The following is a 24,172-nucleotide window of genomic DNA, read 5'->3' as shown; positions in this document are numbered from 1 at the left end:
GCTCGCTGGGCTCATAACCCAGAGGTCGCAGGTTCAAATCCTGTCCCCGCTACTGAAGGCCGAGGGCCGGAATCCGAAAGGGTTCCGGCCCTCGGTGCGTTCGCCCCTCCGTGCGGTGCTCCGGTGCGCGCCATCACGGCCGATGTCACCCCGGGTGAGCGGTCGGGAGCCCTGTGCTGAGCGGCTGTGGAACCGCCCCCACCAGTGGGTTTCCTGATCCCGGGTCAACTCGCCCGTTTTCCGCCGCTCATGACCCGAAAGTTCCGTCTGGAAAGTTTAATGATCAAGCCGAACACCTTGGAAACGGGTGCCCGGGTCTATTAACGTTCGATAACGCAGCGCGGTCGTCCCAGCCGTCACAAGGCGGCTCCGCGCGCACGCGCCGAATCCCGCAAGGGAACCGGGGAACCACACCTTGGGGTGAATCGCATGTGAACCGCCGTTCGGCACGGTGGGTTTACGCGCGTAGGAGACCTTCCTGCTCCGAACCCGTCAGCTAACCCGGTAGGCGAGAAGGAAGGAAAGGAGCACGCCCACGTGGCGTCCAACCCGCCTGCCCCGCATGCCCCGTTCGTGCCCAGCCCGCGCAGCACCGAGCCCTTCGGCTCCGGCGGCCTCCGCACCGACGAGGGTCCGTGGGAGGAGTGGAACCCCACCGAGGAGTCCCTCCGTCCCGTACGTGGCCGGCACCGCGTCTCCAAGCAGCGCGGCGGGGGACTCGCCCGCAGCTCCACCGTCCTGGGCGTCGGCGTCATAGCCGCCGTCGGCGCGGGCGGCATGGCCAGCGCCAACACCGGCAAGCCCCCGGTGTCCATCTCCATCCCCGACCTCCCCTCCGTGGGTTCCCTGCTGTCGCACGACGACACCTCCCCGGCTGCCGACCAGGCCGCCGCGACCGCCCTGAGCAGCGTCGGAGTGACCTCCGCCGACACGGCGCGGGGTACCACCGACGCCGGCGAGGCACTGCGCAGCCGGATCATGGCCCAGGCCGAGCAGCAGCAGGACCAGGTCGACACCAAGGCCGCCGCCGTCGCCGCGGCCGCCGCCGAGAAGCAGGCCACCGCCGCCGTCGCCAAGGCGGAGAAGGCGGCCGAGGCCAAGGCCGCCGCCGCGAAGGAGAAGGCGGAGCAGGCGGCCGCGCAGAAGGCCGAGGCCGAGCGCCTGGCCGAACTGGCCAAGCAGTACACGCTGCCGACCTCCTCGTACACGATCACCTCGACCTTCGGTCAGGCCGGCTCCATGTGGTCCTCCGGCTACCACACCGGCCTCGACTTCGCCGCGCCCACCGGCACGCTGATCAAGGCGATCCACAGCGGCACCGTCACCGAGGCGGGCTGGGCCGGCTCCTACGGCTACCGCACGATCCTGACCCTGGACGACGGCACGGAGCTGTGGTTCTGCCACCAGTCGTCCATCAGCGTCACCGCGGGCCAGAAGGTCAGCACCGGCGACGTCATCGGGCGGGTGGGCGCCACCGGCAACGTGACCGGACCGCACCTGCACCTGGAGGTCCACCCCGGCGGCAGCGCCGACGGCATCGACCCGATGGCCTGGCTGCGCGGCAAGGGCCTCACCCCCTGACCTTCCGCCCTCTGGACCCCGGCGGTCCCGACGCCAACCCCCCGGCGTCAGGACCGCCGGTTTCCCCATGTTTACGGGGTCTTTGCGGCCGACGCGGAATGGGGCACTCCGGGCCGGGCGTTGACGTCGAGCATGACTGCTCTTCGCAAGCTCGGCTCATCCGACCTGGAAGTCTTCCCGCTCGCCCTCGGCGGCAACGTCTTCGGCTGGACCGCCGACGAGGCGACCTCGTTCGCGGTGCTCGACGCCTACACGGCCGCCGGCGGCAACTTCGTCGACAGCGCCGACTCCTACAGCGCCTGGATCGAGGGCAACCAGGGCGGTGAGTCCGAGACCGTCATCGGCAACTGGATCAAGGCGCGCGGCAACCGCTCCGACGTCGTGATCGCCACCAAGGTCAGCCAGCACCCGCAGTTCCAGGGCCTGTCCGCGGCCAACATCAAGGCGGCCGCCGACGCGTCGCTCCGCCGTCTGGGCACCGACCACATCGACCTGTACTACACGCACTTCGACAAGCCGGAGACCCCGGTCGAGGAGATCGTCGGCGCGCTCGACGAGTTGGTGAGGGCGGGCAAGGTACGGCACATCGCCGCCTCCAACATCTCCCCCGAACGCCTGCGCGCGTCACTCGAGTTCTCCGACCGTGAGGGCCTCGCCCGCTACGTGGCGATCCAGCCCCACTACAACCTGGTCTCGCGCGACACCTACGAGGGCGAACTGCGCGGCCTCGCCGAACAGTCCGGCCTGGCCGCCGTCCCGTACTTCGCGCTCGCCGCGGGCTTCCTGACCGGCAAGTACCGCCCCGGCACGACGGTCGACAGCGCCCGGGCCGGAGCGGCCGGCAAGCACCTGGAGACCGAGCGGGGCCGCCGCGTCCTCACGGCGCTGGACGAGATCGCCCAGTCCCACGACGTCCCCGTGGCCACCGTCGCCCTGGCCTGGCTGGCCGCCCAGCCGACCGTGGCGGCGCCCATCGCCTCCGCCCGGACGGTGGAGCAACTGCCCGCCCTGCTCGGCGTGGCGGACCTGCGCCTCGACGCCCCGGAGGTCGACCGCCTGACCGAGGCGTCCGCGTGAGGCGGCGGGCCGCGGGTGAACTGCGGTAGGGGGTCCGGTCGGGACCGGCGGCGCATCGGTACCGGCTATGACCGGTACGGGTTGTAGGCCGGGTACGGGACCATCGGATGTGCCGGGGCGGGGCCGCCGTACGCGTTGCCGCTGGGGGCGGGGCTCGCGCTTCCCGCACCGCCGGGGACGGGTCCGTACGGGTATCCGTATCCGGATCCCTGGCCGCCGCCGTGGCCCGTCCCCGTCCCGGCGATCCCGTAGCCGTAGCCGTACACGGGCCAGGGCTGCGTGGTCACCGGTACGGGCGGAGCCGTCGCGCGCGCCGCGTAGTCCAGGGCGGGGCGGGCCACCTCGCGCCGCCGCCACAGCTCTTGGAGCAACTCGCCCTCCCGGACGGCGAAGTCCGGGTTCGCCCGTCCGCTGCGCCCTCGGTGCCGCAGGAACGCCAGCGAGGTCGCGTACGCCTCGTACCGGGCGACCTCCCGGGCCGCAGGTCGGCCCAGACGGCGCCGGGCGTGGTCGCGGGCCAGCCGCCGGGCCCGCATCGAACCGAGCGCGTACGGCTCGGCCGGGGTCAGCCAGCCCGCCGCCACGTAGGCGGGCAGTTCGGCCCGCACGGTCCGCAGCTCGCGCTGCCGCGTCCAGATGACCAGCCAGGTCAGCAGCCCGAACGCCGGCACCATGAACGCCGCGTACACCGCGAAGAAGCCGTACTCGCCGAACTTCGACGAGCCGTTCCAGATGGCGTGCATCCCCATCGCGAGCAGCAGCCCGGTCAGCGGCAGCGCCACCCGCCGCAGCCGCTGGCGCTCCGCGCACAGCGCGGCGACCCCGAAGCCGATGCCGGTGAGGACGGTGAAGAGGGGGTGCGCGAACGGCGACATGACGACCCGCACGAAGAAGGTCGCCGCCGTCACGGAGGCGATACCGCGGTCGCCGGTGAGCTGGTCGGTGCCGAACGCGGTGCCGAGGTAGAGGATGTTCTCGGTGAACGCGAAGCCGGTCGCGGTGACCCCGGCTATCACGACCCCGTCGACGATCCCGGTGAAGTCCCGGCGCCGGAAGAGGAACACGAGCAGGACGGCGGCGGCCTTCGCCGACTCCTCCACGACGGGCGCTATGACGGTCGCGCCGATGGTGTCGGCATTCGACGGATCGGCGGTCGCGGTGGCTATCCATCTGGTCGCGAAACTGTTGGCGACGATCGCTATCAGCGCCGCCGCGCAGGCCCCCCAGGCGAACGCGAACAACAGGTTGCGCCACGGCCCCGGTTCGACGCGGTCCAGCCAGCGGAAGGCGGCCATCAGCAGCGGCACGGGCAGGACGGCGAGCCCGAGACCGACCAGGAACCCCTCGGTGCCCGTCTGTTTGCGGACGAGGGCGAGGATGACGAGCCCGGACAGCGTGAGCAGGGTGATCAGCGCGCCGTAACGCACCCAGGTGCGCTGCCACCAGTGCGCGTGCCGCAGTACGCCACCGGCGGTGTCACGGGGATGCGTCGGGTACGGGGGACAGGTGGCCACAACATTGACCCTAACGAGGGGAGGGCGCCGCCCGCGACGGTGCGCCGTGCCGCCCGCGGGAACGGGCGGCGGGGCTCAGGCGCCGGTGGGGGGCTGGTCCGTGCGGTTGTCTTCTCGCTGTACGCGGCGGCAGAGCAGGTCGTTCACGACATGACCCTTCTCCAGTCCCTGGCCCTCGAAACGGGTCAGCGGCCGGAAGTCGGGACGCGGCGCGAAACCGCCGTCGGGCCGTGTGTTCTCGAAGTCCGGGTGCGCGGTCAGCACTTCGAGCATCTGTTCGGCGTACGGCTCCCAGTCGGTGGCGCAGTGCACCATCGCCCCAGGTCTGAGCCGGGTCGCGGCCAGCGACAGGAACTCCGGCTGGATCAGCCGCCGCTTGTGATGGCGCTTCTTCGGCCAGGGGTCGGGGAAGTACACGCGCAGCCCGTCGAGGGAGTCCGGCGGGAGCATCTCGCGCAGCAGGATGATGGCGTCCCCGTTGGCGACGCGGATGTTGGACAGCCCCTGCTGTTCGGCGAGGGCGAGCAGATTGCCCTGGCCGGGGGTGTGCACGTCGACGGCGAGGATGTTGGTGCCGGGGTCGGCGGCGGCCATCCGGGCGGTGGCCTCGCCCATCCCGAAGCCGATCTCCAGGACGACGGGACGCGCGTTCCCGAACAGTTCGGCGAGGTCGATGACCCGCTGCCCGTCGATGTCCAGCCCCCACGCGGGCCACAGCCGCTGGAGCGCCTCCGCCTGTCCCGTGGTCACCCGGCTGCGCCGCGGCTGGAAGCTCCGGATCCGCCGCTCGAAGTGCGACCCGGCGGGATCGGGCGCGGGCCCGTCCGGGAAACGGGGTTCGCCCTTGGCCCGGAGGTGCCGCACGGAGGCTCCGGGGGCGAGCAGGGGCGAGGGCTGCCCCCCGGACGGCCCCCCGGACGGAACGGGAGCGGGCCGGGAGGCTTCGGAAGCGTTGCGGAAGTCAGACACAGTGCGCCCGATTTTACGTGCTGGGCGGGAGGCGGGACGGGCCGGGCGCCGGGCCCCTTCCGAGCCGGCTCGCGCGTCAGGCCGAGCCCAGCACGGCCAGGGTCCGGCGGGTTACGTCGCGGGTGTGCTCGACGGGGCCGGACCTGGTCGGGCGTCGGGTGGCTCCGGCGGCTGCGGCGCGGCGGCGGAGCCAGGGCGGCCTGTGCGGTCAGGGCCTGCCGGACGGCGCCCGCGCCGAATTCCGGGTCGGGCCGAGCTACGGACGGCTAGGGCCCGGCGGGGGCCTCGCGTGGGTGCTCTGCGAGGCCCCGGGCCTGCGCGGGCGCCGGGCGGCTTCCGTGTCTGGGCGAGCCCGGGCGGTCGGGGCCTGCCGTGTGTGCTCGGCGAGGACCCGGGCTGGGCGGGCGCCGGCCCGCTTTCGCGTCAGGCCGAGCCCAGCACGGCCAGGGTCCGCCGGGCGACCTCGCGGCCGATCGGCAGGGAGGCGGTCGCCGCGGGCGAGGGCGCGTTGAGCACGTGCACGGTCCGGTCGCCCTCGCGGATCAGGAAGTCGTCCACCAGCGTTCCGTCCCGCAGGACGGCCTGCGCCCGCACCCCCGCGGTGGCCGGCACCAGGTCCGACGCGTCGACCGCTGGCAGCATCCGGCGCACCGCCGTCGTGAACGCCCTCTTCGACACCGACCGGCGCAGCTCGCCCGCCCCGTACCGCCAGTGCCGTCCGGCTATGCGCCACGCGCCCGGCCAGGCGAGGGTCCGCCCCAGTTCCCGGGGCCGCACCACGCCCCAGTCGTAGCCCTCCCGGGCCAGCGCGGGCACCGCGTTGGGTCCGACGTGCACCCCGCCGTCGATCCCGCGGGTGAGATGCACCCCGAGGAACGGGAACGCCGGGTCCGGCACCGGATACACCAGTCCCCGCACCAGCTCGGGCCGCGCCAGCGTGTAGTACTCCCCGCGGAACGGCACGATCCGCATCCCGGGGTCGTCCCCGGTGAGCCGGGCGACCTCGTCGCAGTGCAGCCCGGCGCAGTTCACCAGCACCCGCGCGCGCACGACGTCTCCGTCCCCGGTGAGGACGGCCACCCCGAGGCTCGCGCGCCGGTCGACCCGCACCACCCGGGCCCCGTACCTGATCTCCGCCCCCGACGCCTCGGCCAGCCGCCGGGCGACCCCGGCGAAGTCGCACACGCCCGTCGACCCGACGTGTATCGCGGCGAGCCCCCGCACCTCCGGCTCGTACTCCGCGATCTGGGAGCCGCCCAGCTCCCGCACCGCGATGCCGTTCTCCCGGCCGCGCTGCACGAGGGCGTGCAGCCGGGGCAGCTCCGCGCGGGCGGTGGCGACGATCAGCTTGCCGGTGACGGCGTGCGCGATGTCGTACTCCGCGCAGAACTTGATCATCTCGGCGGCGCCCCGCACCGCGTACCGTGCCTTGAGCGAATCGGGCCGGTAGTAGATCCCGCTGTGGATCACCCCGCTGTTGCGCCCCGTCTGGTGCCGGGCCGGCCCCGCCTCCTTCTCCAGCACGGTGACCCGTGTCCCCGGCGCGGCACGCGTGATCGCATACGCCGTCGACAGGCCGACGATCCCCCCGCCGATCACCAGCACGTCACAGTCGTACGCGATCTTCCGCACCTGCACCACCTCCCGGCTTCGATAGTGCACTGTGCCACTGACAATGCCCTCAAACCCGGGAACGCCCCCGCGTCCCGAAGCGATCCCCGCCGGCTACGCCGGGGCCATCAGAAGCGGCCGGGCCCGCTCCCGCAGCTCGACCACGCGCGGCTCGTCGCCGTACGGCTCCAGCCGGTGCAGCAGGTCCTTCACGTACTCGGTGGTACGCGCCGAGGAGATGCGCCCCGCGACCTCCACCGCCCGCACGCCCTGCTCGCACGCCGCGTCCAGATTGCCCGACTCGAGTTCGGCGACCGCGGACACGACGAGCCTGAGGCCGTGCGAGCGCACGAACTCCTCCGTCGGCTTCGACAGCGCCTGCTCCGTGAACCGGCGTACCTGACGCGGTGCCTTCAGATCGCGGTAGCACTCCGCGGCGTCCGCGGCGAAACGGTCGTAGGAGTAGAAGCCGAGCCACGTGGGGTCGTGGTCACCGTCGCGGGAGCGCTCCAGCCATCCCTCGGCCGCCTTCAGGGCCGCGCCGGCCGCCTGGGCGTCACCCGCGCGTGCGTGGGCGCGTGCCTCGACCAGCCGGAAGAAGCTCATCGTGCGCGCGGTGGCGAGGCCGCGGTTGCGCTCCAGCGCGGCCTGCGCCAGATCGACGCCCTCGTCGCCGAAGCCGCGGTAGGTCGCCTGCAGCGACATCGACGCCAGTACGTATCCCCCGAGGGGCACGTCGGCCGCCGCGCGCGCGAGGCGCAGGGCCTGGATGTAGTAGCGCTGGGCGGCTTCCTGCTGGCCGGTGTCGAAGGCCATCCAGCCCGCGAGGCGGGTGAGCTCGGCGGAGGCGCCGAACAGCGCCCGGCCGACCTCGTCCGAGTAGGAGCCGAGCAGCAGCGGCGCGGCCTCCACCCGTAAGCACTCGGGCACCATGGACGAACGCCAGTCGCCGCCTCCGTACTTGGAGTCCCAGCGTCTGGCGTCCTCCGCGGCCTCCCGCAGTTTCTGCACGTCGCTGTGGCCGACTTTGGCCGGTGCGCCGGAGCCCTCCGCCGGGCCCACCTCGCGCGCCACCGAGCTGTCGGCCGGCGTTATCAGCCAGCGCGAGGCGGGCGTCGCGTAGGCGCTGACCGCGAACGAGCCGGCCAGCGACTGCCAGATGCCGCCACCGCCGGCCCGGCGGCCGGCGAGGTCGAGACGGTAGAGATCGGTCGCCGACCGCACCGCCTGGCCGACGTCCCGGGGGAAGGCGAGGCCCACCTCCGGCGCGGGGTCCGCGTCCGCCAGACCGATCTCGTGGAGCGGCACCGGGCGGCCGAGCTTCTGTCCTATGGCGGCCGCGATGAGGTGCGGCGCGGCACCCTGCGGCACCATGCCCTTCGACACCCAGCGCGCCACGGACGTCTTGTCGTAGCGAAGAGTCAACCCGCGTTGAGCGCCAAGATCATTGACGCGACGCGCGAGTCCTGCGTTGCTGATTCCCGCGAGGGCGAGAACGGTGCCGAGTTTTTCGTTCGGCCCGCGTTGCTCCCTGGACATGCGCCACCCCTCGACACAGACGGCTGCCGCGCTGGCATAACCATGCGGCATTCGTAAACCCAGCGTAGTTCGCCGCATCCCAAGCGTTAAGGGGCATTGTTCCGGTTGGCGGGATTGTGGTCCGTACTTGAACGGCCCGGCAGGTACGGACCGTTGCGGCGTGCCCCCGCCGTGTGGCCGTGCGCCCGTCCGTGCGCTCTACTCCGGCCACCCCGGGAGCGCTTGCATGGATCGTGCGTGGGTCGGCCCGCTGTACTGGATCCAGTGGGCTGGGGGACACCGCCGCCTACATCCCCGCGGGCGGCGGACCGGTCCGGGGGGCGAACTCCGCCTCCCGGACTGCGCGTCGGCCAGGTGGTGGACGAAGCGTGTACGGAGCGTGTGCGCGCTGCGTGCGCGGCCGTACCCCCTTGGCCGATTTGGCCGAAAATCGACCCTGCCTTCTGCGGGTGATCAGCCCTCTCACCACGGAACTTGAGGGCGCGTTAGGCGTTTTCAGGGAGCGTATCGGGGGCGCATTCGCGTCGCAGCAGCCCTCCCCGCAGGTCGATTCCCTTGCCCCCCACCGGCGTTCGCCGTGGCACGGGGGCGCCCTCGGGGGCGCAATCCACGGAGCACAAGCGACTCCACCGCCTCTCTGCGGCGCGTTCTTCATGGCAGCATGGTGCCGAGTTCGTACGGTGCACTGGTTGTCCACAGGCTGTGGAGGCGTCGATGCGGTGGTTGGTCGGGTGGAGCAGCACCTCCGCTGTGGCCGCCGGAATCGGCTCCGCCGGGGCCACCGGCCACGACGGCGAGACCGTGCATCCGGTGGGATCCCACCTCCTGTGGGGCGACCCCGACCCGCTCTGGGCGGTCGGCGACTGGCGCCCCGACGAGGTGCGGGTCGTCCAGGCCGACCCGCAGACCCGGGTCGCCGTCCTCGGCACCTGCGGCGCGAGCGACGAGCAACTGCGCGTGGGCCTGTTCGCCGCGCGCGGGGGCGCCCTGCGCCATCTGACGGCCTGGCCCGGCAGTTACACGGCCCTCGTGCAGGTGGGGCGCAGGATCACCGTCTGCGGCGATCTCGCGGGCGCCCGCCCCGTGTTCTACGCCCCCTGGGCCGGCGGCACCGCCTACGCGACGGCCGCGCTGCCCCTCGCGGACCTCATCGAGGCCAACCTCGACTTCGGCCACCTCGCCGCGCTGCTCGCCGCCCCCGACGTGCCGGCCGCGCTGCACGACTCCACACCGTATGACGGGGTGCGGCGCATTCCGCCGGGGCATGCGCTGATCCTGCGAACCGGCGCGCGCGAGATCGCCGGCTACGAGCAGGTCGCCTCCCTCGCCGTGGCAGCCCCCTCGGCCGACCCCGACAGCGCGGTCGACGCGGTGCGCGACGCTCTGGTGGACGCCGTACGGGCCCGCCTCTCGGCCCCGCGGCACGTCCCCGGCGCCGACATCGACCCCGGCCCGGTGCCCGGCATGGGACCGGCCGAGCGGCGCGCCGCGCGCGGGATGCCGGTGCCCGGCATCGGCGCCGACCTGTCGGGCGGCTCCGCGTCCGCGACGCTGGCCCTGCTCGCCGCCGGCCTGCCCGGCATGCCCGGCACCGTCCTGGGCCACGGCACTGGCGCGGGCGAGCGGCTGCTGGCCGTCACCTTCAACGACCTGGCCGTCGCCGGGCGCGAGGCCGAACTGGAGCGGGCCGGCACGCTCGCCGCCAACCCGCGTCTGCACCACGTCGTGGTGACCGGCGGCGAGGACACCCTCCCGTACGCCGATCTGGACGGTCCGCTGACCGACGAACCCGGCCCCTGCCTGGTCACGGCCGGCCGCCACCGCGCCCGCCTGGCCTCCGGCAGCGCGGACCACTTCACCGGATACGGCGCCCGACAGGTCCTGGACGCCCACCCCGCGCGCCTGGCGGACCTGCTCATGGACCGCAAGCGGCGCCACCTCGTACGACCGGTCGCCGCGCTGACCAAGGCGGACGGCTCGGTGCTCGTCCCCGCGCGCGTGTACGGCGCCGCCCGGCGACTCGCCCGGACGCCGTACCGGACCGGCCTGGAGGAGCTCGCCGACCGCCTGCTGCGCCGCCGCTTCGACGACCCGGGGGGCGCCGTGGACGCGTCCCTCGCGGCGCTCACCTGGGCCCGGCCGGGCCCCGCCGCGCGCTGGCTGACCGGTGAGGCACTGGCTGAAGTATCGGTTCGCCTCCAGGGCGCGACCCTCCGCTCCGGAGTCGGTCCCGGCCAGCGGCCGGGCGACTTCCGCGCGCGTGCGGCACTGGCGAGACACGCGGCGGACCTGCGCGTGCTCGAACAGGCCGCCGAGATCCGCTTCCAGCGCCTGCACGCGCCGTTCCTCGACAACCAGGTCGTCCGGGCCTGCCGCGCGCTCCCGGAGGCCCTGCGGGTCAAGCCGGGCGCCCGCGCCGAGATCCTGCGCACGGTCCTGGAGGGCGCCGGGGTCACCGACCTCCCGCCCGGCTGGGGCGCCCCCTCGGGCGCGTCGGCGACAGCCGCCGCGCGCACCGGACTGCGGGTCGCCGCGGACTCCCTGCTGGCCCTCTTCGACACCCCGCTGCTCGCGCAGGCGGGCCTGGTCGAGGCCAGGGTCGTCCGCAAGGCGCTGCGCTCGGCGGCGGCGGGCGAACCCCTCCCCCTGGACGGCCTCGCGGACCTCGTCTCCCTGGAACTGTGGCTGGGCCGCCTCCTCGCCCGCCGCGGCACCTGCTGGACCGGCACCCCCGCCCGCGCCCGCGCGGTACCGGCGGGCATCACACCCCAGCGCGGAGCCCTGGGCTCGGGGCCCGGGGCCGCGGGGGCCACCGGCGGCGGGGTGGTGCGGGTACGGCAGGTGGGCGGGGCCGGGTCGTAGAGGCACCGGCGTGCGTGCGGGCCGGCGCACACCCCTCGGCTCGCGTTCCGGCGGGCCGAACCGGGGCGACCTCGGCCGGACCCCTGTCGTCCTGCACCGGACGACGATGAAGCCGAACCGGGGCGACCTCGACTGGACCCCCGTTGTCCTGCACTGGACGACGATGAAGCCGAACCGGGCGACCTCGGCTGGACCCCTGTCGTCCTGCACTGGACGACGATGAAGCCGAACCGGGCGACCTCGGCTGGACCCCTGTCGTCCTGCACCGGACGACGACGAACACGGCCCAGTCCCTCACCTTCCCGGCGACAATGACCCGGTGCGGTACAGAATCCTGGGCGTCACCCAGGCAACGGACGAACAGGGCACCCTCGTGGCCCTCGGCGGCGCCCGCCTGCGCGCGCTGCTCGCCGCCCTCGCCCTGCGCCCCGGCCGCGTCACCGCGCCCGACACCCTGATCGACGAGGTCTGGGCGGACGACCCGCCCCAGGACGCACCGGCTGCCCTCCAGGCTCTGGTCGGACGGCTGCGGCGGGCCGTGGGCAAGGACGCGGTCGCCTCCGGACCCGGCGGATACCGCCTCGCGGCGGCCCAGGACGAGGTGGACCTGTTCGTCTTCGAGCAGCTCGTACGGCAGGGCACGGCCGCCCTCGACCGGGACGACCCGTCCGCCGCCGTCCATGCTCTGCGCACCGCGCTCGCCCTGTGGCGCGGGCCCGCCCTCGCCGACCTCGCCGACCGCACCGCCGCGACCCGCCCGGAAGCGCTGCGCCTGGAGGCCCTCCGCGCCCGGATCGACGCGGAACTGCGGGTCGGCCGCGCCCAGGACGTCATACCGGAACTCAGGGAACTGACCGAGGCGCATCCGTACGACGAGCCGCTGCGCCTGCTCCTCATCCGCGCCCTGCGGGACACCGGCCGCGGCGCCGACGCCCTCGCCGCCTACGAGAGCGCCCGCCGCGCCCTCGCCGACGGCCTGGGTACCGATCCGGGGCCCGCGCTGCGCGCCCTGCACACCGAACTGCTCGGCAGCCGTCCGGACCCGCGCGCTCCGGGAACCGCCGGTCCCGTTCACCCGGCCCCACGCACCGCCCTACGCCCGGAGCGGACCGGCAACATTCGTCCCCGTCTGACATCTTTCGTCGGACGGGAACCCGAACTCGTCGCCATCCGTTCCGAATTGCACAGGGCTCGTCTCGTCACCCTCACCGGACCGGGCGGCTCTGGCAAGACCCGTCTCGCCGAGGAGGCCGCGGCCCGGTTTCCGCACGCGTGGCTGGTCGAGCTCGCTCCGCTCGACCGGCCGGAGGCGGTGCCCGGCGCGGTGGTCAGCGCCCTCGGTCTGCGCGAGACCGTGCTGCTGACCAGCGAGCTGTCCGCCCCGCAGGACGACCCGGTCGCCCTGCTCGTCGAGTACTGCGCCGCGCGCAGCGAACTCCTGATCCTTGACAACTGCGAACACGTCATCGAGGCGGCGGCCCGGCTCACCGAGACGCTGCTCACCCGCTGCCCGGGGCTCACGATCCTCGCCACCAGCCGTGAACCCCTGGGCGTCCCCGGCGAGCTGGTGCGCCCGGTCGAGCCCCTCCTGCCCGACCAGGCGCACCGCCTCTTCGCGGAGCGCGCGGCCGCCGCCCGCCCCGACGCCGGCACCGTGCTGCGCGACACCGAGGCGGTGGACGAGATCTGCCGCCGCCTCGACGGACTGCCGCTCGCCATCGAACTGGCCGCCGCCCGGCTGCGGTTGCTCACCCCCCGGCAGATCGCCGACCGGCTCGACGACCGCTTCCGCCTCCTCAGTTCCGGCAGCCGCACGGTCCTGCCCCGCCAGCAGACCCTGCGCGCCGTCGTCGACTGGTCCTGGGAGCTGCTCGACGAGCGGGAGCGGACCGTGTTGCGCGAGGCGTCGGTGTTCGCGGGCGGCTGGGACCTGGCGGCGGCGGAGGCCGTGTGCACCGGGCCCGCCGCGGACCTCGTCGGGGCCCTGGTCGACAAGTCCCTGGTCGTCGCCACCCCGGTCGATCAAGGCGAAGCCGGCGGTTTCGGCGGCATGCGGTACCGCATGCTGGAGACCATCCACGAGTACGCCGTCGAGCGCGCCGCCGAGACCCCCGGGCTGCGCGCCGCCGCCGAGCGCGGACACCGGGCGTGGGTGCGCGCGCTCGTGGAGGAGGCGGAGCCGAGACTGCGTTCCGCAGGGCAACTCCCGTGGATCGCCCGCCTGGAGACGGAGCTGGACAACATCCGCGCGGCCCTGCACCGCGCGCTCGCCGCCGGCGCCGAGGCGGAGGCCACCGCCCTCGTGCTCGCGGTGGGCTGGTTCTGGTGGCTGCGCAACTACCGCCACGAGGGCGTGACCTGGCTCGACCGCGTCCTGCGCCTGGGCGCGACCCTGGACGCCGCCGGGGGCGAGACTCAGGCGCCCCCGGGCCCCGGCGAGCGCGCGCCGGAGGACCACGTCAGCCGCCACGACCACGGCGACCGCCACGACCACGGCGACCGCCTTCCGACGGACAGGGACGGCAGCCCTTCCGCCCTTCACCCCACCGCCGCCACCGACACCCCTGACCCCGCCGACAGCCCCGACCCCGTGGACGCCTACCTCGCCGCCCCCCACGAAGAGGCCCGCCATCCGCTGCACCTCGCGCGGATGGACCTGCGGATGATGCAGCTCTTCCTCAGGTCCGAGGTCGAACCGCTGGACGGTCTGTTGGACGAGCGGCTGCGCCGGTACATCGGGAGGGTGCGCGACTTCTTCGCGCGCGGCGGCCCGCGGTCGGCCCGGATGCCCGGCATCGTCTGGCCGCTGACCGCCTACGTGCTGGCCGGCTCCTCGGACGTGCGGGCCGAGATGGACCTCGCCGTCGCCAACTGCCGTGCCCACGGCGACGACTGGGCGGTCGGCGTCACCCTGATGTTCCGCACGCACATGGTGGTCGACTCACCGGGCGGCATGGTGGGCGTCGACGACGACGTGGCGGAGCTGCGGGTGATCAGCCGGCGCGTCGGTGACCGCTGGATGCGGGCCCAGGTGTGCAGCGCGGCCGCCGAGGCGGCGATGGTGCGCGGCCGCCTCGACGACGCCCGGGGCGAGTACGAGGAGGCACTCCGGCTCGCCTACGAGGTCGGCGCGCACGCCGAGGCGCCGTTCCTCCTGGCCCGCCTCGCCGAGATCGCGTACCGCGGGGGAGACCGTGCGGCCGCGCTGAGCGCCCTGGACGAGGCGAGCGTCGCCGCCGGCCGCTACGGAGTCGCCGACACCCGGGCGTTCGTCCTGCTGGTCCGCGCCCAGATCGCGCTGGACGAGGACGACGTCACCGCCGCGCGCGAACTGTCCCGGGCGGCCCGCGCGGAGACCGGCCACGGCACGCCCCCGCCGCAGTTCATGGCGATGCTGGACTCGGTGGACGCCATGGTCACGGTGGCCGAGTCGGGCCCCGAGCACGGACTGCCGAAGCTCGTGGACACGCTCCGCGAGGCGATGGAGCGGCGGTGCGCCGACGCGGTCGTGGCGGCGCTCGTGGACGGCACGGCAGGGCTGCTCGCCGACCTCGGCGACTTCCCGACCGCGGCCCGGCTGCTCGGCGCCGCCCGGTCCCGGCGCGGCGGCGATCCGCGCCCCATGCCCGAACAGACGCGGGCCGAGCGCGCGGAGGCCGCCGCACGCGCCGCGCTGGGCGCCGGGCTCTACGAGGCGGAGCACGCCAGGGGAGCAGCCCTCACCACCGACGGCATCCTCGACGACCTCGGCGAGGCACTGCGCAGACATCCCGCCGAACAGAAGGCAGGACAGCAGGCGGGACCGGCGGGACAGGCGGAACACGCCGAACGGGCCGAAACGCCCGCGCAGTCGGACCGGGTCACGGATCGCAGGTGAACTTCGACTCGGTCCAGTCCGCGAGGGCCGGCGCGTCGAGGTGGCCGTGCGGCCGCACCACCAGCCGGACGGTGGTCCGGCCGTCGAGGCTCACATGGACGGGCACCGCCGCCTCGCCGCCCCCGACCGGGCCGGAACTCCACAGCGGCACCCCGTCGGCGTAAACGGAGAAGGTGACCGTGCCGAGGCCGAACGTCAGGTCGTCGACGCCGACGAGACCGTCGTAGCCGGAGCACCGGCGGTTGAGGTCGACGGTCACGGAGGAGTCGCCGCGCACGGTCACCCCGCGCGTGTACCGCGTGCCGGCGATCGACAGGTCGTACCGCTGCCAGACCCAGCTGCTGCCGCGGAGTCGGATCTCGGGCTTCGTGCCGTCGCCGCCGACGTCGTAGGTCAGCTCGCTCAACCGGTAGGAGACGGGGGCAGGCGCGGGATCGGGGGCGGGCGGGGGCGTGGGGGCGGGCGACGGGGTGGCCGACCGCTCGGGCGCGGGGGTACGGGTGGGGGCCGGTCCCGGCGTCCTCACCGGGACCGGCGCGGGCAGGGACACGGACGAGACAGTCGGTGAGGGCGTCGGCGTCGGCACCCGACCGGGCGTGGCCGGTGCCTCCGCCGCGAGCACCGGCGGATTCGGTCCGGGTTCCTTCGTCGGCGGCGCGGGCGTGTCCTGCGCCGGCTGGACGATCGGGGAGGACACCGGCGGCTTGGAGTCCTGCTTCCTCTCGGGGTGGTCGCTGCCGGCCAGCGCGAGCGCGACCGCCACGGCCACGCCCACCGCGACGACACCGGCCGCGGCACCCGCCTTCAACGGCGCCCCCAGCCCCTCGGAGGCCGCCGCTCCGGCGCCCCCGCCGGAGGAGCCCCCGCTCGCCCCCGCGGCCACCCCGGCAGCGCCCGCTCCGGCTCCCCCGGCGACGAGCCCGAGCGCCTTGGCGTACCCGGCGGCGCCGAACCAGCCGATGACCGCCACCGGCACCACGGCCGGGATGCCGCCTGCGACCTCCTTGAGCTGGCCCGCGGCCAGCCGGCACTTGGCGCACTCCTCCAGGTGCTTGCGCAGACCCCGCTCGGCGCGGGTGCGCAGGCTGCCGCGGGCGTAGGCGCCGAGCCGGTCGGCGTGGCGGGCGCACTCCTCGTCACCGGCGAGGGTGGTGCTGACGTGGGCCTGGAGGTAGGCCTGCTTGAGGCCCTCGCGGGCCCGGCTGGCGAGCACGCGGGTGCCGTTGGCGTCCAGCCCGAAGAGGGTGGCGACCTCGCTGGGCGACTCGTCCTCGACCTCGGTGTGCCACAGCACGGCCTGCCAGCGCTCGGGCAGCGACCGGAATGCCTGCATGGCCAGGGACTGCTCGGCCTCGTGCATGGCCCGTACGTCAGCGCCCAGGTCGAGGGTGTCGTCGTCGGCCGCCCGGGACCCGCGCGCGGACTGCGCGGCGAACACCGCGAAGTCGTCGACCAGTTGCTCCCGCCTGGCCGACTTCGTCCAGCCGGCGGCCACGCGGCGCACGGTCGTCAACAGGTAGGCGCGTACGGAGTGCTCGGGACCGGAACCGCCGCGCACCGCCTGGAGCATGCGGGCGAAGACCTCCGCGGTGAGGTCGTCGGCGGTGTGGGCGTCCCGGCAGCAGGTGCGCGCGTAGCGGCGGACGGCGTCCGCGTGCCGGCGGTACAGGCCCTCGTAGGCGCTGTCGTCGCCGGCGCGCATCCGGGCGATCAGGTCGGCGTCGGACCAGGGCCGCTCCCACGGCGGCGGCAGGACGCCGTCCTCGCGCCGGTCCCGCTGGGCCGGGACGCTGCCCTCGACGGGTTCGCCGCCCTGCGCGGGAATGCCCCCGCCGTGCGCGGGGAGGCCCCCACCTGGGAATTCATGGCCCGGCGGGAAGGCGGCCCGGCCGCCCTGGCTCGGCACCTGCGGTGCGCCGGGGCCGCCGGGCTCCGCGTCACCGTCACCGTCATCGTCACCGAGTGACTCGTCCCGCCCGTCAACACTCATCGCGGAAAGCCCCCGCCGCCTGTTCCACCGGTCCCGGACACCGGGTCAGCGTGCCATATTGGCTTTTGTTCAGGACCCCGCGATACGCACGGTCCACTCGTCCGCGGGGACTCGACGCCCGGCGGTGTCGGCCCCGGCTCTTTCCGGCAAGAACCAAGTGCCACTTCTGGCACAGGAGTTGACCGGCACGCCTGACGTGCCGACGCCGCTCCCCGGGTGGCCCGGAGGCGAGGGCGATACGGCACCCCCGCCTCACAGTCACCTTTTCGAGTCGCGCGTCACCGGAGGTTGACCCTCGTGATCTCAGGCCGGCCGCGAGCGCAGCCCCTCCAGCAGGATGTCCAGCAGCCGCGCCGAAGCGGCCGCCTGCTGCGCGGCGTCGGGCAGCGAGGGCGCCGCCGTCGCGATCACCAGCAGCACGTCCGCCACCGACACGTCGGCCCGCAGCTCACCCGCCGCACGCGCCCGCTCCACGAGCCGGCCCACCACGTCGAGCAGGGCCGCCGCTCCGGTGTCGTCGTCCTCGACCGGCGCCGGGACCTGCTCCGGCACCAGCCGAAGCTCCCCGGAACCCGGCTGGACGCGCTGCTGCGGCACCCGCGCCTCGTCGAACACCGAACCGCCGGTGGCGGTGCCGTCGGACTCCTCGTCCTGGACGCCGACCCGCAGCACCTGCGGCGGCAGCAGCCGCCCGGCACCGGAGGCCACCGACGTCCGCAGGAAGCGCGAGAGCGCCGACCACGGCTCGTCCTCCTGACCGAGCGCCGCCCGCGCCTGGTCGGTCAGCCGGGAGGTCTCCTCCTCGGCTATCCGCCGCACCAGGACGTCCTTGCTCGGGAAGCGCCGGTACACCGTGCCGACGCCGACCCGCGCGCGCCGCGCCACGTCCTCCATCGGCGCGCCGTACCCCAGCTCGCCGAAGACCTCGCGCGCCGCGCGCAGTACGTGCTCCAGGTTGCGCTGTGCGTCCACGCGCAGCGGCGCCGTCCGCGAGCTGTCCCCGCGTCCACCGCCCGCCCCGCTCATCGTTCCTGTCATCGCTCCGCCCAAGGGTCCGCCACCGGGTGCGATGGCGGACACGGACGACCAATGAGAGTTCTGCACATGCATAAGCGTTCCCCCGGTAATGACGTCTCCCCCCGGAGACTCTCCCCGCCATCGGAAGGCGGAGCGTGCGGGAACATGCCCGGTGTTCGAGCCCGCCCGTCGCGGACCCGGTGACCGATGGGCGCATCCCCCTACACCCCGTCGACACACGAACATAGTTGAGTGGGGGTCAATTCAGAAGGGGCAGGTTCCGCACGGAGCGCCCCCCGATCGGAGTACGGGTCGTATACGTCCTGGTTGCACCCCCTGCGGACCCCCGGCGCACACCGGCTGACCTGCGCGCCTTCTGCGTCCTTCGGCGTTCCGGGCCACCCCGCGCGCACCGGACTCCCGGTCACACAAATTGTCGGGGCTGTGGACAAACTCGTGCGGCGGGTGCGTCATGGGATGGTGAAGGAACGTGCGCGCATTCTGGTTGTCGGCGGCGGCTACGTCGGGATGTACACGGCCCTGCGTCTCCAGCGGAAGCTGAAACACGAACTGGAGCGGGGCGAGGCCGAGATCACGGTCGTGACCCCCGACTCGTACATGACCTATCAGCCGTTCCTGCCGGAGGCGGCCGCCGGTTCGATCTCCCCACGGCACGTCGTCGTACCGCTGCGGCGGGTCCTGGACCGGTGCCGGATCGTCGTCGGCGAGGCGCGCTCCATCGACCACGCCAAACGCACGGCCACCCTCACCACCCTCGCCACGCAGGAGGAGGGCACGGGCGGGCAGCAGATCACCTACGACGAGCTCGTCCTCGCCCCCGGCTCCGTCTCGCGGACCCTGCCGATCCCCGGCCTCGCCGAGTACGCGATCGGCTTCAAGACCGTCGAGGAGGCCATCGGCCTGCGCAACCACGTCATCGAGCAGATGGACATCGCCTCCTCCACCCGCGACCCCGCCGTCCGCGACGCGGCCCTCACCTTCGTCTTCGTCGGCGGCGGCTACGCGGGCGTCGAGGCGCTCGGCGAGCTGGAGGACATGGCCCGCTACGCCACCCGCTACTACCACAACGTGCAGCCCGAGGACATGAGGTGGATCCTCGTCGAGGCCTCGGACCGCATCCTGCCCGAGGTCGGCGAGGAGATGGGCCGGTACACGGTCACTGAACTGCGCCGCCGCAACATCGACGTACGCCTCGACACCCGCCTCGACTCCTGCGCGGACCGCGTCGCCGTCCTCAGCGACGGCGCCCGCTTCCCGACCCGCACGGTCGTGTGGACGGCCGGCGTGAAACCCCACCCGGTCCTCGCCGCCAGCGACCTGCCGCTCACCGGGCGCGGCCGCCTCAGGTGCACCCCGCAGCTGACCGTCGACGGCGCCCCGCACGCGTGGGCCGCGGGAGACGCGGCCGCCGTCCCCGACGTCACGGCCGCGGAACCCGGCCGGGAGACCGCACCGAACGCCCAGCACGCGGTCCGCCAGGCGAAGGTCCTCGGCGACAACATCGCGCACTCCCTGCGCGGCGAGCCCCTCGACACGTACGCCCACAAGTACGTCGGCTCGGTGGCCTCCCTGGGACTCCACAAAGGTGTCGCGCAGGTCTACGGGCGCAAGCTGAAGGGCTACCCTGCCTGGTTCATGCACCGCGTCTACCACCTCAGCAGGGTGCCCACCTTCAACCGCAAGGCCCGTGTGCTGGCCGAATGGACTCTGTCAGGGCTCTTCAAACGGGAGATCGTCTCCCTCGGCTCGCTCGAACACCCCCGGGCGGAGTTCGAACTCGCGGCCGGTGGAAAGCGTTCTCCCGACCCGAAGGGGTCGTCCTGACCGGAGTCAGGAACTCCGCCGGCGGGGCCGGCGTCTGACGGATGTCGCCCCGCTCGGTCACCCTGCCAGACTGACCCCGACCCAGGACGCGCAGACGCCCGCCCTTCGAACTCCCGAGGCTTTCCCCACTGTGCTGCAACCCCGGTGTGCCACCGCCCCCGCCCACGACCGGGTCCTGAGCCGGCCGAAGACGCCGAAGACGACGACACGAGGCAAGGATTCGTGAACTTCACGCGCTGGAGCGCCCGGCTCCCCGGAACGCAGCGCCGCGCCGCAGCGCGGACCGACAACGTGGTGACCCCGGACCGGCTCGGCGAGGGCTCCGTCCCCGCGGCCCGCGCCGAACAGCTCACGCACGGCACGCCGGCGCTGCCCGCCGTGGACGAACTCCCGGTGCGCGAGGTCCTCGACCGTGTCCCGGCTCTCGTCGCCCTCATCCACGGCCCTGACCACCGCCTCGCGTACGTCAACGACGCCTACATCGCCGCATTCGGCGCCCGCCCGGTCGGCATCCCGGCCCGCGAGGCGCTCCCGGAACTCGACGAGCTGGGCCTCTTCCCGCTCCTCGACCAGGTCCTGCGCAGCCGCAAGCCCCGCACGGTCAAGTCCCGCAAGGCCCCCGACGGCCACTCCTACACCTTCAGCTGCACCCCGGTCGGCGACGGCGGGAGCGGTGGCGTCCTGGTGTTCGCCACCGACGTCACCGACCACGCGGAGGCCGCGGAACGCCTCAGGACCAGCGAGCGGCGCCAGCGCGAGACCGCCGTCACCCTCCAGCGCTCCCTGCTCCCCCAGGAACTCGAACAGCCCGACGACCTGCGCGTGGCGGCCACCTACCAGCCGGGCGGCACGGAAGCCGCGGTCGGCGGCGACTGGTACGACGTGATCACGCTCGGCGGCGGCCGCACCGCCCTGGTCATCGGCGACGTCATGGGCAGAGGCGTGCGCGCCGCGGCGGTCATGGGCCAGCTCCGCACGGCGGTCCGGGCGTACGCCCGCCTGGACCTGCCCCCGCACGAGATCCTCCAGCTCCTCGACGGCCTCGCCACCGAGATCGACGCCAACCAGATCGCCACCTGCGTCTACGCCATCCACGACCCGAACGAGGGCCGGCTGGTGTACGCCTCCGCCGGCCACCTGCCGATCCTGGTCCGCGACGAGAGCGGGGTGGTCCTGCGCGCCGACGAGCCCACCGGCCCGCCCCTGGGCACCGGCAACTGGATGCACGCCTCGGGCTCCATCCCCCTGGGCCCCGGCTCCACGGCCGTCCTCTACACGGACGGCCTGGTGGAGCGCAGGAACGAGGACCTGGACGAGGGCATCGCCGCCCTCGAACGCGCCCTCGCGGGGGCCACCGGCACGCCCCAGGTGATCTGCGACCGCCTGGTCAGATCGGCGGGAGTGACCGCCGACCACGACGACGACGTGGCCGTCCTGGTCCTCCAGCACCCCGCCCGCACCGGCCCCGACGGCGAACTCTTCCGCAACGCGGCCCTGGAACTCCTCGGCGGTGTCGAGGCGGCCCCCCGCGCGCGTGCCTTCGCCTCCGGCGTCCTGACGAGCTGGCGCTTCCCGCCCGAGCTGCACGACCTGGGGGTCCTGGCCGCGAGCGAACTCGTCGCCAACTCCCTGCAGCACGGCACCCCGCCCATGCGGCTGCGGCTGCGCCGTACCGACCGCCGCCTGATCATCGAGGTGACCGACGGCGACGACCACCTGCCCAGGCGGCGCCGCGCGGAGCCGGGCGACGAGTCGGGCCGGGGGATCGCCATCGTGGCGACGATCGCCTCGGCCTGGGGTTCCCGTCGCACGCCCGGCGGCGGCAAGGCCGTGTGGTGCGAGTTCGCGCTGCCGCGGGCGAAGTGACCCTCAGGCGCGCGCCCGCGCGTCACCCGGCACAGCGGCCCCACCCTGGGCCACCACCCGGCTCCTCGCCGACCACGGCTGGTCCTGTACGGCGGTCAGCCGCCGCCCCAGCCGCATCCCGAGGAACGTGATCCCGAGGGAGAACAGCAGGAACGTCACGACGTACGGCGCGTGCAGCGAGGCCCCCATGGGCCCGCCGACCGCCGGTCCGACGGCCAGGGCGAGCTGCTTGACCAGCGCGAACGCCGAGTTGTACTGCCCGGCCAGCCCCTCCGGCGCGAGATCGGCGACCAGGGGCGCGACCGTCGGCGACAGCATCGCCTCACCGAGCCCGAACAGCGCGTAGGTCGACACGAACGCCGCCGTGGCCATCTCCTTGCTGCCGTGCCCGAGACCCGCGTACCCGGCCATGACCCAGGCCACCGCCCAGATGAGCCCCACCGAGGCGATCACGCGGGACCGCCTGCGCCGCTCCACGAACTTCAGCACGAGGAACTGCGCGACCACGATCATCGCCGTGTTCGCGGCCAGCGCCGTGCCCAGCGCGGACGTCGAGATCCCGGCGGCCTCGACGCCGTACGCGCTCAGTCCCGACTCGAACTGGCCGTAGCAGGCGAAGAACAGCACGAACCCCAGGACGCACAGTTGCACCATGGCCCGGTTGCCGAGCAGCTGCTTCCAGCCGCCTTGCCCCGACCGCCCCGGCGCGTCCTCCATGCGTGGCGAGTGCGGCATCCGCACCGTCGCCAGCACGACCACCAGCAGCAGGAACACCGCCGCCTCGATCGCGAACAGCAGCGTGAAGGACGCGGCGCTCGTCGTGTCGACGAGATGACCGCCGATCAGCCCGCCGACGCCCAGTCCGAGGTTCTGCAGGAAGAACTGTGTGGCGAAGGCACGCGAGCGGGTGTCGGCCGAGGAGCAGTCCACGATCATCGTGGCCAGCGCCGGCTGCATCACGGCCTGCCCGGCACCGAGCGCCGCCGCCGACACCAGCACGGTCGCGGCGGTCGAGGCGAGACCCAGGCTCAGCGCACCGACGGCGGCGGTGACCAGAGCGGCGAGCAGCACCGGCAGCGGCCCCCGCCGGACGATGGCCCGCCCGGCGAACGGCAGCACGATCAGCGCGGCCACGGCGAAGACGGCGAGTACGAGACCCGCCGTCATGGCCCCCAGCCCCCGCACCTGCGCCACGTAGACGTACAGGTAGGGGACGGTGAAGCCGAGCCCGAACGCACTGAGTGCGTTGCCCACGTGGATCCGGCGCATCGCCGCGCCCATCGCCCTGGTCACGTTCACCTCATTCAATAGTTAGGAGTGAAGACTTCGAAGCTAAAGTTCGAAGCTAAACAGTACACCTCGAAGGACTTCAACGCCAAGCCGCTCCGTGCCATACTGCGACCATGGGTGACACCCCCGGCGGCCTCGGCGAACCGACGCTCGAAGAGCAGATCGCCGCCTACCAGCGCGAGTTCCAGGACCTCGACCCCCAGGTCGAGAAGATCGTCTCGGCGCTCTCCCGCCTCAACCGCCGTATGAACGTCGCCTACGGCCGCCAGACCGCCGCCCTCGGCATCAGCAACGCCGAGTGGGAGGTCCTCAAGGCCCTGGTCCTCTCCGGCGCTCCGTATCGCCTCGGCCCCAGTGACCTCGCCAAGCGCCTCGGTCTGACGCCGGCCGCGATGACCCACCGGATCGACCGCATGGTCGGAGAGGGTCTGGTCACCCGGGACCGGGACGAGAACAACCGGGTGCGCGTGATCGTGGAACTGACGGCGGAGGGCCGGGACAGGTGGCTGGAGGCGATGCGTATGGCCACGGTCTTCGAGGAGGACCTGCTCCAGGACCTCTCCGCCGAGGAGCGCACCACCCTCGGCGACGTCCTCACCCGCCTGCTGCGCCGGGTCGAGTACGCCCAGCCGGACGCCGGCGGACGCCTCAGCGACCTCGACTGACGGCGGTCTCCCCGGGGGTGAAAAGATCTTGACAGGGGGTGCTTGACACTCCCCTCCCGGATGCGTAGAGTTCTTCGGGTTGCCGCAGAGCCGTAACGGCTCCCGACAACACCTCCGCCGCACTAGCGGCACCACAAACCACCAGCAAGATCTCCCAGCGAGGTTGAATTCGGCGTGTCCGAATTGAATTCGATTGGGTACGGCAGCTCGATTAGGAGCTACCCGAACGATCCGCTAGGGTTTGAGACGTCGGAACGGCCCAACGGCCGAGATGACAAGCCCCGCTGACTGGGAGTCAGGCCCGAAAGGATCTGATAGAGTCGGAACCGCCGGAAAGGGAAACGCGAAAGCGGAAACCTGGAAAGCACCGAGGAAATCGGATACGGAAACGGTCTGATAGAGTCGGAAACGCAAGACCGAAGGGAAGCGCCCGGAGGAAAGCCGCGAGAGAGTCTCTCGGGTGAGTACA

The 24,172-nt window shown here is 73.5% G+C and carries 14 protein-coding genes and 1 riboswitch; of the genes, 7 read left to right on the top strand and 7 right to left on the bottom strand.

All coding sequences use genetic code 11. From position 1 onward, the window contains the following. The first annotated feature begins 370 nt into the window (after positions 1–370). A riboswitch (cyclic di-AMP (ydaO/yuaA leader) is annotated at positions 371–526 on the top strand. Positions 527–537: 11 nt separating this feature from the next. Further along, positions 538–1,581, top strand: a complete 1,044-nt coding sequence (locus ABZT03_RS37300; protein ID WP_356047694.1) for a M23 family metallopeptidase — start codon at positions 538–540, stop codon at positions 1,579–1,581. A gap of 132 nt (positions 1,582–1,713) precedes the next feature. Further along, positions 1,714–2,658: an aldo/keto reductase gene (locus ABZT03_RS37295; protein ID WP_356047693.1), complete on the top strand. Its 945-nt coding sequence runs from the start codon at positions 1,714–1,716 to the stop codon at positions 2,656–2,658. Positions 2,659–2,723: 65 nt separating this feature from the next. Here ABZT03_RS37295 and ABZT03_RS37290 read toward each other — a convergent pair whose 3' ends face one another. The 4 genes from ABZT03_RS37290 to ABZT03_RS37275 all read right to left on the bottom strand — a co-directional run bounded on the left by ABZT03_RS37290 (position 2,724) and on the right by ABZT03_RS37275 (position 8,291). Then, a complete protein-coding gene (locus ABZT03_RS37290; RefSeq protein WP_356047691.1) occupies positions 2,724–4,172 on the bottom strand; it encodes a PrsW family intramembrane metalloprotease in 1,449 nt (482 codons plus the stop codon). 75 nt (positions 4,173–4,247) lie between these two features. After that, the gene (gene trmB / locus ABZT03_RS37285; protein WP_356047700.1) at positions 4,248–5,057 is read right to left on the bottom strand and encodes a tRNA (guanosine(46)-N7)-methyltransferase TrmB; all 810 of its coding nucleotides are present in this window, start codon (positions 5,055–5,057) and stop codon (positions 4,248–4,250) included. A 507-nt stretch (positions 5,058–5,564) separates the two neighbouring features. Continuing rightward, entirely contained in the window at positions 5,565–6,782 is a 1,218-nt protein-coding gene (lhgO, locus tag ABZT03_RS37280) for an L-2-hydroxyglutarate oxidase (RefSeq protein WP_356047698.1), read from the bottom strand. An 84-nt stretch (positions 6,783–6,866) separates the two neighbouring features. After that, positions 6,867–8,291 (bottom strand): MFS transporter, encoded by a 1,425-nt coding sequence (locus ABZT03_RS37275; protein ID WP_356047689.1) that lies wholly within the window; start codon positions 8,289–8,291, stop codon positions 6,867–6,869. Positions 8,292–9,005: 714 nt separating this feature from the next. Between ABZT03_RS37275 and ABZT03_RS37270 the strand changes: the two genes are divergently transcribed. Both ABZT03_RS37270 and ABZT03_RS37265 read left to right on the top strand, forming a co-directional pair. Then, positions 9,006–11,153, top strand: coding sequence for an asparagine synthase-related protein (locus tag ABZT03_RS37270; RefSeq protein ID WP_356047687.1), 2,148 nt, complete (start codon positions 9,006–9,008; stop codon positions 11,151–11,153). A gap of 319 nt (positions 11,154–11,472) precedes the next feature. Beyond that, positions 11,473–15,030, top strand: a complete 3,558-nt coding sequence (locus ABZT03_RS37265) for a BTAD domain-containing putative transcriptional regulator (RefSeq protein WP_356047685.1) — start codon at positions 11,473–11,475, stop codon at positions 15,028–15,030. On the opposite strand, the gene ABZT03_RS37260 is transcribed toward ABZT03_RS37265, so the two are convergent. Continuing rightward, a complete protein-coding gene (locus ABZT03_RS37260) occupies positions 15,014–17,020 on the bottom strand; it encodes a sigma-70 family RNA polymerase sigma factor (protein WP_356047683.1) in 2,007 nt (668 codons plus the stop codon). The two genes, ABZT03_RS37265 and ABZT03_RS37260, sit on opposite strands and share 17 nt — an antisense overlap. Before the next feature lie 303 nt (positions 17,021–17,323). Continuing rightward, positions 17,324–18,130 (bottom strand): helix-turn-helix domain-containing protein, encoded by an 807-nt coding sequence (locus ABZT03_RS37255; RefSeq protein WP_356047681.1) that lies wholly within the window; start codon positions 18,128–18,130, stop codon positions 17,324–17,326. Positions 18,131–18,514: 384 nt separating this feature from the next. On the opposite strand from ABZT03_RS37255, the gene ABZT03_RS37250 reads away from it, so the two are divergent. Continuing rightward, complete coding sequence (locus ABZT03_RS37250) at positions 18,515–19,882, top strand: NAD(P)/FAD-dependent oxidoreductase (RefSeq protein ID WP_356047679.1); 1,368 nt, start codon at positions 18,515–18,517, stop codon at positions 19,880–19,882. A 222-nt stretch (positions 19,883–20,104) separates the two neighbouring features. Beyond that, positions 20,105–21,748 (top strand): SpoIIE family protein phosphatase, encoded by a 1,644-nt coding sequence (locus ABZT03_RS37245; protein WP_356047677.1) that lies wholly within the window; start codon positions 20,105–20,107, stop codon positions 21,746–21,748. Positions 21,749–21,751: 3 nt separating this feature from the next. On the opposite strand, the gene ABZT03_RS37240 is transcribed toward ABZT03_RS37245, so the two are convergent. After that, positions 21,752–23,017, bottom strand: coding sequence for an MFS transporter (locus tag ABZT03_RS37240; RefSeq protein WP_356047696.1), 1,266 nt, complete (start codon positions 23,015–23,017; stop codon positions 21,752–21,754). Between the two features lie 134 nt (positions 23,018–23,151). Here ABZT03_RS37240 and ABZT03_RS37235 point away from each other — a divergent pair, with 134 nt between their 5' ends. Beyond that, the gene (locus ABZT03_RS37235) at positions 23,152–23,703 is read left to right on the top strand and encodes a MarR family transcriptional regulator (RefSeq protein ID WP_356047675.1); all 552 of its coding nucleotides are present in this window, start codon (positions 23,152–23,154) and stop codon (positions 23,701–23,703) included. Positions 23,704–24,172 lie beyond the last annotated feature (469 nt).

The sequence above is a fragment of the Streptomyces sp. NPDC005574 genome (assembly GCF_040605435.1).
In the GTDB taxonomy this organism is placed as follows: Bacteria; Actinomycetota; Actinomycetes; order Streptomycetales; family Streptomycetaceae; genus Streptomyces.
This window is presented reverse-complemented; position numbering and strand designations above follow the sequence as displayed.

Bases quoted from the DNA above. Each gene is read 5' to 3' on its own strand.
- ABZT03_RS37295 (WP_356047693.1), top strand. From the start codon at position 1,714: ATGACTGCTCTTCGCAAGCTCGGCTCATCCGACCTGGAAGTCTTCCCG.
- ABZT03_RS37275 (WP_356047689.1), bottom strand. From the start codon at position 8,291: ATGTCCAGGGAGCAACGCGGGCCGAACGAAAAACTCGGCACCGTTCTC.
- ABZT03_RS37270 (WP_356047687.1), top strand. From the start codon at position 9,006: ATGCGGTGGTTGGTCGGGTGGAGCAGCACCTCCGCTGTGGCCGCCGGA.
- ABZT03_RS37260 (WP_356047683.1), bottom strand. From the start codon at position 17,020: ATGAGTGTTGACGGGCGGGACGAGTCACTCGGTGACGATGACGGTGAC.
- ABZT03_RS37255 (WP_356047681.1), bottom strand. From the start codon at position 18,130: ATGCATGTGCAGAACTCTCATTGGTCGTCCGTGTCCGCCATCGCACCC.
- ABZT03_RS37250 (WP_356047679.1), top strand. From the start codon at position 18,515: ATGGTGAAGGAACGTGCGCGCATTCTGGTTGTCGGCGGCGGCTACGTC.
- ABZT03_RS37240 (WP_356047696.1), bottom strand. From the start codon at position 23,017: ATGCGCCGGATCCACGTGGGCAACGCACTCAGTGCGTTCGGGCTCGGC.
- ABZT03_RS37235 (WP_356047675.1), top strand. From the start codon at position 23,152: ATGGGTGACACCCCCGGCGGCCTCGGCGAACCGACGCTCGAAGAGCAG.